6 protein-coding genes are annotated in these 15,051 nt (G+C 36.1%); all 6 read right to left on the minus strand.

The features are described from left to right. The 6 genes from DFQ02_RS11035 to DFQ02_RS11060 all read right to left on the minus strand — a co-directional run bounded on the left by DFQ02_RS11035 (nucleotide 1) and on the right by DFQ02_RS11060 (nucleotide 15,012). The gene (locus DFQ02_RS11035; RefSeq protein ID WP_116524495.1) at nucleotides 1–3,081 is read right to left on the minus strand and encodes a SusC/RagA family TonB-linked outer membrane protein; all 3,081 of its coding nucleotides are present in this window, start codon (nucleotides 3,079–3,081) and stop codon (nucleotides 1–3) included. A gap of 291 nt (nucleotides 3,082–3,372) precedes the next feature. Further along, nucleotides 3,373–8,190, minus strand: a complete 4,818-nt coding sequence (locus DFQ02_RS11040) for a T9SS type B sorting domain-containing protein (RefSeq protein WP_181896407.1) — start codon at nucleotides 8,188–8,190, stop codon at nucleotides 3,373–3,375. Between the two features lie 125 nt (nucleotides 8,191–8,315). Continuing rightward, on the minus strand, nucleotides 8,316–10,571 hold the full coding sequence (locus tag DFQ02_RS11045) for a GH92 family glycosyl hydrolase (RefSeq protein WP_116524497.1): 2,256 nt from the start codon (nucleotides 10,569–10,571) through the stop codon (nucleotides 8,316–8,318). A 6-nt stretch (nucleotides 10,572–10,577) separates the two neighbouring features. Next, a complete protein-coding gene (locus tag DFQ02_RS11050) occupies nucleotides 10,578–12,911 on the minus strand; it encodes a GH92 family glycosyl hydrolase (protein WP_116524498.1) in 2,334 nt (777 codons plus the stop codon). Between the two features lie 16 nt (nucleotides 12,912–12,927). Beyond that, on the minus strand, nucleotides 12,928–14,031 hold the full coding sequence (locus DFQ02_RS11055; RefSeq protein WP_116524499.1) for a glycoside hydrolase family 99 protein: 1,104 nt from the start codon (nucleotides 14,029–14,031) through the stop codon (nucleotides 12,928–12,930). Nucleotides 14,032–14,037: 6 nt separating this feature from the next. Next, nucleotides 14,038–15,012 (minus strand): type I phosphomannose isomerase catalytic subunit, encoded by a 975-nt coding sequence (locus tag DFQ02_RS11060; protein WP_116524500.1) that lies wholly within the window; start codon nucleotides 15,010–15,012, stop codon nucleotides 14,038–14,040. Nucleotides 15,013–15,051: the final 39 nt, after the last annotated feature.

Genomic DNA, 15,051 nt, shown 5'->3' on the forward strand with positions numbered 1-15,051 from the left:
TTACAATTTAACGTTTAGGGCAAAACCATAAGTTCTTTCAACGGGTACTGGTGAAAAGTCAATACCTTGTGAACCAATGTCAGAATTATAAACCGTATCTGGAACGGTTCCAGGTGTATTTCTATAAAGATAGAATAAATTTCTACCCACCGCAGAGATTTTAACCTCACTCAAAAATCCATTTCCTATGGAATTTAGTAAAGACTTAGGTAATGAATATCCAAGTGAAATCTCTCCTAGTTTCATAAAAGACGCATCGTAAATAAATTCTTCAGTAATATTTGTAACAGATTGCCAATACGCTTGAGGCGTTACAATGGTGGTATTGGTACTACCATCTGCTAACACACCATTAGGCACAAAGAAAGGCTCTCTTCCTAAACTTAACGTTTTAGGTGTGTTACCACTGCCTGTAGCTGATGATTCTGTTAACGAATAAATATCACCGCCTTGCTGCATAATTAAAAGTGCATTAAAGGAAAGTCCTTTGTAATTAGCATTTATACCTATAGAACCAGTAAAATCAGCTTGAATATTTCCAAGTTTTACATCTTGTTGGCTTGTAACTGGTAAACCATCGGCTCCTACGATGATGTTACCATTATCATCTTTCTGGTAAGCCGTTCCAAAAATATCTCCATATTTCTCACCTGGTCTACCAAGTACGGTATTGCCAAAGAAACGATGAAAGGCCTCTGGCTGATCTGCTATATATTCTTCTATAGTACCTGTATTGGTAGCAAAATTTAGAGTTAATCCTAGATTAAAATCTTCTGTTCTCACAGGAACCACATTAGCAAACACTTCTAATCCTTTATTTCTAATTAAACCTAAATTGTCTATTCTAGAAGTGAATCCACCAGATTGACCAACTACCACAGGAATAATTTGGTTTCTAGTATCTTCTTGATAGTAGGTTATATCAAATCCTAATCTGTTGTCGAACAATTTAAATTCAAGTCCTACTTCTGTGGTGGTAGAAATTTCTGGCTGTAAACCTAAACTAACCGTTGAATCTGGTGTAGACGTTGCTAAAAGCAAAAAGTTATTTGGCGCTAAGGTAAATACTGGATTGGTTTGGTAAGGCTCCGTATCTTTACCAACCTCAGCCCAAGACCCTCTCACTTTTAGGTAATTTAACCAATCTGGCATTTCCCAGATTTCAGATAATAATGCACTTAAACCAACTGACGAATAAAAATACGAGTTACTGTCTATGGGTAAAGCTGAAGACCAGTCATTTCTGGCTGTAGCGTTTAAGAATAAAAAATCTTTATAGGACGCATCTGCAAAAGCATATAAGGAGTGTATCTCTCTATCATTGAAGGTTTCTCTAACACTAAAATTAGTAGCCGCGTTTAAAAACAAGTTATTTTCGGATGATAATTTACCTGAGGATGCATTTAAGCCTTCAATACCTCTACGCATAAGATTACCTCCCGCACTTAAACCCAATGAAAAATCTTCATTGATTTCTTTATTATAGGACAACAAAAACTCTGAGTTTTCCTCTTTAAAGAAAGATTCTGATGTATTAAGCGAAGGTGTATTACCAAAGACATTATCTTCATAACGCGCACCACTTAATGACTCGTATCTATAAAGGTCAAGTCCATATTTTAGTTTTAGACTCAATTCATCAGTAAACTTGAAGGTAGTTGCCAAATACCCAAACATTCTATTACGCTCATCGCTATTGAAGCCTGATGCTCTCAAGAAATATGGATTTCTATTGTCGGCATTTGGGTTTTCTGTTAAAATGGTACTAGGCCCAAACAAATACTCCCTGGTTTGATTGTCTTCAAAAACAAAACCGGGGGCTAAATCGCGAGTTCTGATGTTTGCAGGCATACCATTCCAATAAGACACACTACTGTAAACACCAATAGTTGGCCTACCTTCTCCCTTAGTATTAATATAAGATACTTTGGCATCAACATTCATCCATGGATTAATATCGTAACTGGCTCTTAAATCAAAGTTTAATCTATCTACATTAAAGCCATCATAAATGCCTTCGGTTTTGTCTTTACCTATAGAAACCTTAAAACTTCCATCTTCTCCTCCTTTTGTAAATATTAAATTATTTCTAGTACTAACACCTGTTCTTGTGAAATCTTCTAATAAATTGTCTTCTGCTTGATATGGCAGAGATTCACCAGTCCATGCAATACGCTCGACACCATCAAAACGTGGCCCCCAAGATACTCTAGATTGAGGATCATAAACACCGTTAGTTCCTTGACCATATTCTCTTTGCAAATCAAGAAAGTAAGCTGCTCTAGAAAATGTTGTTGAACCTGTATAGGAAATCCCTAAACCTTTAGATTTAGCACCACTCTTAGTTGTGATTAAAACCACACCATTGGCACCACGAGATCCATATAATGCTGCAGCAGGACCTCCTTTAAGTACAGACATAGACTCTATATCATCAGGGTTGATATCCAGATACCCACCTCCATTAGAGGTACCTCCAAATAAGCCTTGTGCATCTGTGGCGGTATCTTCTGTTGAAAAAGGAACCCCATCAATCACCCAAAGTAATTTATCATTACCCGTTAATGAACTAGCCCCTCGAATGTCAATTCTAGGCTTACCACCAATACCTCCTGAATTAGTTACAACAACACCTGCAGATTTACCTTGTAAGGCTGATGTAACGTTGGGGTTAGCTGCAGCAGTTAAACTTTCAGAATCCACCTCTTGAACTGCATAAGACAGTGCTTTCTTTTCCTTTTTAATCCCTAAAGCTGTAACCACAACTTCATCCAATTGAGAGACGTCTTCAATAAGGCTTACGTCTAACACAGTTTGCCCGTTTACTGGCACCTCTTTGGTTGTATAACCAATATAGGAAAACACCAATACTGCATCTGCACCTGAAATTTCAATAGAATACTTTCCATCAAAATCTGAAGTAACACCTTGATTTGTGCCTTTCACTATGATGTTTACTCCCGGCAAACTTAAGTTACTATTTGCGTCTACAACTGTTCCGCTTACTGTAGTCTGTGCATGCATACTGTAGCTAAGCAGTACACAAAAAACAAACAGTAATTTTAGTAAATTTTTTGTCATAATTTGATTAGTTTAAATTTTTGTTAAAAATTATTTAATTTTTTGTCAAAGCTAAAGGAATAAAAAAAACACATAAGCACAATAGTTTTTCGACAAACAACAATTTTGAAAAGGAGTTCGGCTCTAATACAATTCTTATTCATTTTCTTAATAAGAAAATATTCTTTTGTATGAATAATGAAGTTTAGTTTATTAGCATCATTGACTTTAAAGAGATAGCCGTTAAAGAGTATATAAATACTCTATTTATAAACTATATTTATATTAACTTGCATTGCATATTAAGTATACTCAACGCTTTAAAGTGAAATGACCGGAATAAACTCTACCATCTTCTAAGAATACCTTAAACCAGTAATCATCGGTGGGCATCATATTGCCATTAAATGTGCCATCCCAACCATCTTGTAACGATGAAATCTGTTTTAGTAGTTTCCCATAGCGATCAAACACTAAAATTCTACTATTGGCTTGAAACGAAGCACTAACACCAATAATTTGCCAAAAGTCATTAAATCCGTCATTGTTTGGTGTAAAAAACTTCATATAGCCTAGTACTGAAATATTTAAAGTAACAACACCACATCCATCTTTGTCATTTACATAAATAGTGTAAAATCCAGGTCTTACATTAGTAAATTCTGGTTCATCTTGGTAAACTATAAAGTTAGAGTTTTCTTCAACTAAAGCATACTCATAGTTGCCCTGACCAAGGTTTGTTGTGTTTATGGTAACTGTATTGTCATTTTCTGTAAAATCAACCACCGTAATATCATCTTGATTAATTGTGGCTATTTCTGAGGCGTTTACAAAAATATCACGTGTTCTAGAGCAACTCGTACCATCTGTTTTAGTGAGAGTAACATGATAAGTACCCGGTATCGAAACTGAGATGGTTGGTGTTGTATCGGGTAATAACTGATTTACAGCACTTCCATCTAAACTAGTCCATCGCCATTCGTACGTAAAAGTTTCAATAACACTTGCCTCTACAGGGTCTAGTTCAACGGTAAAAGTTGGGTCTGAAGTACATACGATATGTTCTGAATCAATTTCAAATTCTGGTAATGGATTTACAATTAAATCTATGGTAGTATTAGCAAAACAACTTGTGTTTATTGGGTTAACAACCACTACATTTATCGTTTGATTAGCGGAATTAAGTGGGTTTGGTAAGGTAGGACTATCAGTAATAAGGTTGCCATTTTCATCTACGTAGTCAAAATAAATTTCCATGTTGGTTTGTGAACCAAGTATAGTTGCTAAAAAGCCAGAGGTATCAAATAAGAAATAACCATCATCATCTATATCTCCGCTGTCTCCATCACAAACTTCTTGGGGTGGCACCACATTGGCAATAATAGGTTGCTCATCTATAATGAACTCCACGTTAGTCTCGTCATAACATGCGCCATCTGGGTCATTTGTTGAATTATTAGTAACCCTAACCGTGATGGTTTGATTTTCTGTTAGAAATGTTGGTTGAATGGGACTTATTACTGGGGTTCCATCTGCATATAACAATAGATTCCCAGTATCATCAAAATAAGTTATGGTAACACTCATAGGATCTTGACCATTCAAAATATCGGCTTCCAGATTTGAAGCATCAAAAGGATAGCTCAAAACAGTATCGTTCGTGTCATAATCGCATTGGCTGCTAAATGTAACTGGATTAGCAATAGGTAAAGCTTCAACAATTAAAAGGTCTGTTAATTCTTGAAGTCCTAAGCAATTATTTCCTAAATCACTTTTTACACGTACCCAAATACTTTGACTATTGGGTGAATTAAAATTTTGATGGTTAGAAATATCAGGTATTTCATTGGTTTCTAACTCGGCATCCACTTGACTTTCGTAAAAATGCACCGATACATTTATTGTTGAAAATACGTTTAAAGAAATATCATCTCTAATTGAAGACAAATTAAAAGTTGCTACACCATCCCTTTCATCCAATCCGTTATCGCAGTGGTACAATGGGGTTGGATTGTAAACACTCAGAGCAGCACTAGATGGGTTTACCACTAACATTAATGGTACTATCATAAAACAACCATTAACGTTTTCAGTTCTTACCCAAACGGTTTCGGGGGTAAATCCTGGGGCGCCTTGATAGTTATTGGGTGTGGTAATGGCATTGGTTGCATTTTGAGCATCGGCCTGGGTGAGATAATATGAAAACGTTAAACCTTCAGCTAAATAGTTAGGATTTATTTCTTCTTTAATTTGATCCAGTGTTAGATTAAAAAATGCTTGTCCATCATTAGAAGCATCATCGCATTGCATGTATGTAGTAGGATTGTTAGCAATAGGAAGTATATTTACAGTTAAGTTGATCTCGTTTGAATACAAACCACAAGCATTTCCGTTTCTATCTAATTTAACCCTGTACCTGATATTGTTTAACAATTGAGTTACATTACTTAATACCAAATTCGGACTTGATGTGCCAGAGTATGTAAGATCATCTGAAAGTACAGACCAATTAACACCATCTATACTTAATTCCCATTGATAGTTTTCAGTATCTGACGAAACTATGCTTATGGTGGTGTTTGAAAACTCACAAACACTGGTATCACTAGGCTGATTTATAATAGTTATGGGAGCAAATATAAGGTAATCACTATTAGGAACTGTGTAACCATCAGCAGCATTTGTTACCAATCCGTTTGCATTTGTTGTTACAGGGTTATCACCTATTAAATCATCAGCATTACCATCAGAGAACCCAGCTTCTATAACATCGCTACAGCCATCACCATCACTATCTAAATCTAAGTAAGAGAAAATAGTATCAGTGTCTAAATCGTTTGGTGTATAGCCAATTAAATTGCTGTCTGGAAAGGTTTCTGCATTGTTTGTCCATCCATTGGTTCCGTAAGGCCCATCTTCTCTACCATCCAAATTAGCATCAAAAAATAAGATTCCTAATTGACCTGTTTCTTCAATATCGAAAATACCATCATTGTCACTATCTAAATCTAAATAGTCTGGAATTGAATCACCATCCGTATCAATAGGCATAGTGTTGTTTTCGTATGCATCATCTAAACCATTTTGATTAATATCGCTATTGGATGGCAAAACTAATGTTCCTGTATTCTCTACAACGTCTGGAATCCCATCATTATCGCTGTCTAAATCAACACTATCAAGGATACCGTCATTATCAGAATCTGTAGTACAAGAGAAAAACTCAACATCATCTAATAAAACATCATTGCCATTGGCTCCAGAAGACCTAGTTCTAATCTCAAGTATGGCTGAGGTGTTTGTTCCCGAAAACCATTCTCCCGCAATTTGTGTCCAATTTGCTGTTTCAGGTATTGTTATTGGTCCGCCCACTAAAAGTCCGTTTATATATAATTCTATTATCGGGTCTGTTGCATCAAATTCCTCTCTTACAGGATTGAGTACCCAAACTGAAAATTCATACAACCTATTTTGTACAATACCCTGTGTGATAGTCTGACTGTAAAAAAACGGTAAACTAGCTGCAGAACTACCATTTATAACCATCATATTTCCAGTACCAGAGGTATGGTCACCAATATTCTTAAAATTTTGATGGCAATTAAATGGATTTCTTTGAATTAAATATTCTCCGGCATCTGGCGTAAAACCTCCAAAATTGCAGATTCCTAAAGTATAAGAGGTATTAAAACCTATATTCCCCATTTCAAAATCTCCATTTTCAATCAAATTTCCTGTTTCGCTGGCACACTCAATACTGTCTAAAATGCCATCATTGTCATCATCAATATCACAAATATCACTAATCCCATCTCCGTCTGAGTCTAAATTGCCAGAAAGCATAGGGTCACAAGGATGTTGTGAATTTACATTTAGTGCTGTAGTATAGGTCTCAGAAAAACATAAGTAATCTGTGTGATTGACAACCAGATAGTAAATATTACCATCAAAAGTCTGAGGAACATTGATTAGGTTTAGCGTATTTGAAGTAACACCACTATAGTTTGGCGAAAGTTCGGATAACGGCATACCTCCTAAATTGGGGTCTCCCAAAAACCACTGATATACAAATCCTGAGGTAGAAGGTGTACTTGAACTATAATCGGGCACGCCTGTATTGAATATGCCCGTATCTATTTTATTAAATAAAGTGCTAATAGATGTATTATCTCCTTCTATAATAGAAATGGCATTAGGCGGTGTATTTATAACTGAGATAGTTGTTGCTGTGGTTTCATCGCCACTGTAGCTATTATAGCCTCCAGTACCCGCAACAACTTGTCCGTTTAAATCAATTCCGGATCCATCTAGTATGCCATCAATATTAGTATCTATACCTCCAGATTCAATTACATCATTGCAACCATCATTATCACTATCTAGATCAAATTGATTTGGTATACCATCTTTATCTGTATCACAAAATTGAGCAAGTGGACTAAAACGTAAATCATCAATCATATAATCATTACCCCCAATAGTAGCTCCCCGTCTTACCCTTAACTCTATATTAAATGTTGTATTAGCTGCTGAATTAATTATAACATTAGCTTCTTCCCAAACACCAAATAGTAACCCAGGAGTACCTTCCCATGTTGTATTCAAGACACCATTTACATAAAGTTGAATAGCACCTCGAAAGTCTGGATTTGGGTCATCACTTCTAGCCCATATCATGTGGGCAAACTCAAGAAGATAATCACTATTGGGCTCTACAGTTCTATTAATATTAATAACAGGTAAAAAATCTGACCCTATCCCCGCTTGTATACCAATAATGGTTCCTCCTGTGGTTAAACCTGTGGTATGGTCTGTAACAACTCCCATAGCACCCATTGGGTCAAAACAGGGATGGTTGGGAGGTGCTATAGTGTAAACGGGATTAGACTGAAACCAAATACTTTGTCCACTACAATTTGTAACATTTGTAAACGGAGAAGGGATAGAAAAAGATGTTAAATCAAACTCAAATGTCCCACACTCATTTACGTCTAAAATACCATCATTATCATCATCTAAGTCGCAGCCATCTGGATACCCATCACCATCATTATCGGCCATATCATCAAAGCCAGGGCATACATCTAAAACATCTAAAACACCATCGCCATCTGAATCCTGACTATACATATCTAGCATGCCCGTGCCAAAAAAGACAATTGTGAATAATATTAGTATGTGTAAATTTTTCTTATTCAAATTGGTTCTTACTTATAATCGCTTTTCCAACTAAAGCGAAAGCCAATGAGCAAAATTTATTTTGAACTTGTAATAGCGTGATGAGTTATAAAATGGTTTTTATAAATCTCCTTATTAACTTTAATTTTTTTACCCTCTGATGTCGATTCTTTAGATAATATTAATCTATTGTTCTTGTAGTAGATATTGTTTAAATGAATGGTAACCTTATCAAATTTTGATGGAAAAATAGCATAGCTAGGTTCAGCAGGGGAAATTGGGTAAATACCCATCATAGAAAATACCGCCCATGCGCTCATGGTGCCAGTATCGTCGTTTCCTGGCAAGCCATCTGGGGTGTTTTTAAAATAGGTGTTTAAAAGTTGTTGTACCAATGCATCTGTTTTGTGTTCTTTGCCTTTTATGTATTTAAACAAAAACGGATACCCTATATCGGGTTCGTTAGCCATATCAAATTGATTTTTTTTAAACACATTTTCCAATTGATTGGTAAACGTATCATCTCCTCCCATAAGCTCAATCAAACCCTCAGTATCATGAGAAACCATAAAGGTGTATTGCCACGCATTACCTTCTATAAAGCCAACGTTTTCAACAAAATTTGCTCCGTATTCTGGATTGTATGGTGTTAACCAACTGCCATCTTCATTCTTGGGTCTTAATAATTTGAATTCATCACTGTAAAGATTCCTGTAGGATATGGCTCTTTTAGAAAACAGTTCATAATCTTCTTGTTTACCTAAAGCTTTAGCCAATTGGGCTATAGCAAAATCTGAAATATTATATTCTTGGGTTGTAGAAACAGAACCACTATGTACGGTGCTTGTTGTAAGATACCCTTTTTCAATGTAGTCTTTCAATCCTGGCCTTAAAGGATTATTCTCAATTTGTGTGGCGCTCTTTTTCATAGCCTCATAGGCCTTTTCTACATCAAAGTCCCTAATCCCCTTTAAGTATGTATCTGCAATAATAATTCCTGCAGGGTCGCCTACCATGGTAGTGGTTTCTGTAGCGTTAAGTTCCCATTTGGGTAACCATCCAGATTCATCGTAAATCTGCAACATACTTTTCACCATATTGGATTGTTGCTCTGGATATACCAAACTCATTAACTGGTGTAAATTTCTGTAAGTATCCCAAAAAGAAAAGGTGGTGTAACGTGTGCCATCGGTTTTTAAGGTTTCACGAGTTTTCATTTTTGGGTATTCGCCATTGCTATCGTTTAAGGTATTTGGGTGGATTAACGTGTGGTATAAAGCCGTATAAAAAATAGTTTTGTCATCCTCTGTACCACCTTCAACTTCTATTCTAGATAAATGTTGGTTCCAATCTGCTTTTGTATCAACTAAAATGTCGTTAAATGTTTTGTTTGATGTTTCCTTTTCTAAGTTTTCTCTGGCATTTTCGATACTTACATAAGATACGCCAATTTTCATTTCAACCACTGTAGGTGTTTTGAAGTCATAACGCATATAGGCTCCAATACTATCGCCAACGACTTCTTTAGTATAATTTTCTTTGATGCGATACTTTCCGTTATAGCCCATCCATTTACCTTCTACACCATCATAAGTTCTTGGGGTTTTCCAAACACCAAATGTATCTGCAGGTCTAGAAAAACGTGCTACAAAATACACAGGATAAGCCTCTTCGGGTTTGTAATAGCAAAATGAACCCACAGAGCGCATGCCTTCAATTTCATTGGGTGATACCACATTTACCATAGCACCTTCTTCGTTCGTTAAACCCAAACCTAAATTTAAAAGTATATTAGCTTTTCCTTCTGGGAAATGGTATTTGCTCACGCCAACTCGTGTAGTGGCTGTGGCTTCAACTTTAATATTGTATTTATCGAGTGTGTTGGTGTAATACCCAACAGTGGCTGATTCTTTTGTATAGGTTGAACCATAATTTAAGTGATTGGTCTCCACATCTCCTGTGGTTGGCATTGCTAAAATAACTCCTAAATCAGGACATCCAACACCACTAAGATTGACATGGCTAAAACCTGTTAAAAACGTGTTTTCGTGAATATATGGCGTGGATAACCATCGGCTGTCTTTTTCTAAAGGCAAATTTTTGGGGCCAGCGACATTAAAGGGCGATACGTTTGCCATTCCTCTTACTGCAATGGGACCAGGATTGGTGGTTCCAAAATTTGAAGTACCAATAAATGGATTGACAAATTGCGTAAAATCTTTTGATATTGTTGTAGTCTCCTGCTCTATATCTTCTTTTGGCACATCTTTACAACCTACTAGTAAAACCAATAGAAATATTAACAGATTATAAGGTAATTTAGTATGTGCCATAGTGTTCTACTTTTTTGTTAGACTCAGAGAATAAGGTACCGCCTCATTAGTACTAGCCCAAGTTTTATTTGGGGTTGCACTCATATCAAAGGTTAATGTCCCTCCTTCTTTTAGTGTTTCAAAATTCAAAAACGTTTTATTGTGAGCTTCTCCGTTTAGGGATGCTCCGTTTATGTAAACATTATCTTTTGAATTTTCTGGCGCAGAAATTACCAAGGTGTTTCCGTTTTCAAAATTAATCGTTGCCTTTTTAAAGAGCGGACTTCCAATAACATACTGGTTTACAGCTGGTGTTACGGGGTAAAACCCTAAAGCGCTAAACACGTACCATGCTGATGTTTGTCCGTTATCCTCATCCCCGCAATAACCATCTGGTGTAGCAGAATACAATTTGGTTAATACTTCACGCACTTTTTCTTGTGCCTTGTATGATGTATTCGCATAATTATACAAATAAATCATATGTTGAATGGGTTGATTGCCATGGGCATAGTTACCCATATTCATGATTTGCATTTCCCTGATTTCGTGAATGGTAAACCCGTAGTAAGAGTCGTCAAAATCTGGAGGCATATTAAATACCTCATCCAATTTATTCTCAAAGGCTTTTTTCCCTCCCATAAGTTCCATGAGCCCGTTGATATCATGAAAAACAGACCATGTGTAGTGCAAACTATTGCCTTCTGTAAAAGCATCGCCCCATTTTAGCGGATTAAACGGACTTTGAAATGTACCGTCTTCATTTTTACCTCGCATCCATTTGGTTTCTGGGTCGAATAAATTTTTGTAATTCAGCGAGCGCTTGTAAAACGTTTCTGCTATATCTTTTTTGCCTAATTTATCTGCCATTTGGGCTATGGTAAAATCGGCATAGGCATATTCTAAAGTTCGGGCCGCATTTTCTTTAATACCAACATCATAAGGCACATAGCCCAATTTATTGTAATATTCAATGCCCTCACGTCCCACAGATTTAAGGGTATTACCTCCATTTGAAGCTGGCCTACCTTCTGAAGTCGTAGCGTTTTTCAGCATCGCTTCTAGCAATACACCGGCATCCGTCATATCAACACCTTTTAAGAAGGCATCTGCAATATTTGGTGCCGAATTAGAGCCCACCATACAATCCCTGTGTCCTGGACTTGCCCATTCTGGTAACCAGCCAGATTCTTTATAGGTATTGGCCAATCCTTCCATAATTTGCGCATTCAGTTCTGGATACATCAAATTGAAAAAGGGAAACACTGCCCTAAACGTATCCCAAAAGCCATTATCTGTAAACATATAACCAGGCAACACTTCACCATTATATGGGCTGTAATGAACAGTTTGATTTTGTGCATCAAATTCATGTAATTTTCTTGGAAACAGTAACACTCTATAGAGACAAGAATAAAAAGTGCGGATGTTATCAATATTATCATCTTCAATTTTAATTCTACCCAGTTGCTTTTCCCAAGCGTTTTTGGCCTTTGCTTTTGTAGTTTCAAAACTATCAGCACCAATTTCCCTATCTAGGTTGAGTTTGGCCTGCTCTAAACTTATAAATGACGACGCTACCTTTACATGCACAGTTTCCCCACGTTTTGTTTTAAAACCGACTATGGCGCCAACATGGTCGCCCTCACTTTCTTTACTATTTTCTGAAAGTGTCCAGTTGTCGCCCCAGGTGTGGGTAAGTTGAAAATCCTTATCGAATTCCGCTACAAAATAATTATGAAAATTATCTGGCACACCACCGCTATTATTTCGGCAGTAACCAATAATTTTACGTTCTTCAGGTATGATTTTTACCATGGATCCTTTAAAGAATCCATCTAATAAAATATAAGATTGGTTTTCTGGAAAGGTAAACTGAAAATGTGCAGCACGGTCTGTTGGTGTTACTTCGGCAGTAACATCATAATCTGCTAAATACACACTATAATGATGCGGTTTTACAGTCTCTGCTTTATGAGAAAACCATGATTGACGCTCGTCTTCTTGAAATTTCAAGTCGCCAGTTACAGCCATTAATGAAAATGCGGCGTAGTCGTTTATCCACGGACTAGGTTGGTGGGTTTGTTTAATCCCTCGAATCTTGTTTTCATCGTACTTGTATGTCCAACCATCTCCCATTTTAGAAGTCATGGGTGTCCAAAAATTCATGCCCCAAGGGGTGGCAATGGCTGGATAAGTATTTCCATTAGACAATTCAAAAGAAGAATCTGTACCCATTAACGGATTTACAAAATCAACAAGATTATTATCTGATAATACCAAACTGTATACCTCCTCTTTTTTCTCTTTAGTACTACAGGATATTAAAATAAAGATTGCTATATATAATACTTTTCTCATTCTTATTTAATTGTTTCTATTTGGTTTTATTTTGATATTCTGAAATTAAATTCTTGGTAAGGTTGATGTAATAATCTGGGGTTTCATCATAATCCTCATAGGTAAAATCTAAAATACGCTTGGGTATCGCAGGCTCAATTTGAGTACCTTCATGCCATTCGTTAAAAGAAGTTATAGATATAAACTCAGTATTTTGGGCTATGGCCTTCCTAAACATGTCTTTGTAGTAGCTTCCATTATTGCGATGCTTTGTGTTTTCATCGTTCCACGGACGAATTCTTGTATCTAGATAACCAGGTCCTACAGATGGAATAAACAACAATCTATTTGTCTTGGCAAATTTTGAAAGATAAGACCAATTTGCGGTGGTACTTCCATATACAAAACCATCACTAGCAAAGTAGGTGTAAAACCCATCAAAACCAGAATCTGTAAAGAAATCTTCTTCGTTTTCATGAACCCATAACCCTATAAAAACACCATCATTTTTTGTATTTCTTATACTTATCTTACCATTTGTTTCGAGTAGACTACTCCATGCACTCTTATCTAATTTATAGCTATCATAAACATAAAATAAAGGCTTTCCTTGAATTCTAAAAATAGAGCTATGTTTTCCATAACTCATATTCAAATAATTTATTGCGTCTTTAAATGCTTCTATGGTTTTGTAAAATGGTTCTATATGAAATGCTATTTTAATGTTGTACTTTTCTGCTAGTTCAAGATATATTAACATTGATTTATCCTCAAAACTATCTTTACCCCACCAGGACATCACGCAAACCCCCACACCTGCTTCTTTAATAAGCTTAAAATGTTCTGAAATAACATCTTTATCATTAGAGCTATAGCATCCCAGTTGTGGATAGAAATTGGCTCCAATATCATCTCCACCCAAAAACCCTTTTATATTATTCCATGTAGAGTCTGACCAATGTGGCATTACCTCGTGTGCCCAATGCCTATATTCACCATCTTTTTTTTGGGAACCATACCAGTTGTAATAAAAGATATGTGCATTATTAAAAACCTCACTTTCCTGAACGTCCTCTTTATTTTGCTTACATGAAGTTGCAAGAAAAATAAAGAAGACGAATAAGGGTAATGGCAATTTCATATCTAATTATTGGTAATATACTTCTAGTATTTTAGAGCCTTCAGATTGTAGTTTAAGAGTCTTTAAATTTGCTGGCACTAAAATGGTTTCTCCTGTTTTTAGGCTGTATTCAGTGCCATCACGATGAATACTCAAACTACCTTCCACGCAGATGTAAATTACAAACGAATCTATATTGCTGTAATCCATAGTCATTTCGCCATCTGTAGCTATTATGTTGGTTTTAAAATATGGTGAATGCAGCAAGGTGTTTGAGGCATTCTTTTTTAATTTATAGTCTGATTTATAAGAATCATACACCGCATAATCAATTACATCAATTGCTAAATCATTATGAAGCTCTCGTTTAGCTCCTGTTTTGGCATCCACTCGGTCATAATCGTAAATTCTATAAGTAATATCAGACGTTTGTTGAATTTCTGCCAACATCACGCCTGCACCTATGGCATGAACTCTTCCTGTTGGGATATAAAACGTATCGCCGGGTTTTACGTTTTCATGATGCATGACTTCTAAAATAGTGCTACTGTCTAAATGCGCTTTATATTCTTCTTGTGTGATTTCTTTATCAAAACCAACAATTAATTCTGCGTCATCATCAGCTTCCATAACATACCACATTTCGTTTTTTCCAAAGGAATTGTGCCGTTCTTTGGCTATGTCGTTACTTGGATGTACTTGAATGGATAGTGGCGTTTTGGCATCAATAAATTTGATAAGTAATGGAAAGGTATCTCCAAATTTTTGGTATACAGTATTCCCAACAATATCACCTTTAAACGCGCTAATAAGTTGCTGAAGAGTTTTGCCTTTTAAGCCACCATCAGCCACCAAGGTTTCATCGTTTTCAACGCCTGAAATCTCCCAGGACTCCCCAATATTGGTTTCATTATAATCTTTGTTTAGTACTGTTTTAAGTTTTTCGCCACCCCATATTCTATACTTAAAAAGTGGCGTGAATTTTAGTGGATATAAATCCATAAATATAAATGTATTAGTTAAACGTTTTGCTTAGTAAAA

Origin of the sequence: Seonamhaeicola aphaedonensis (assembly GCF_003386195.1) — a bacterium.
Classification (GTDB): domain Bacteria; phylum Bacteroidota; class Bacteroidia; order Flavobacteriales; family Flavobacteriaceae; genus Seonamhaeicola; species Seonamhaeicola aphaedonensis.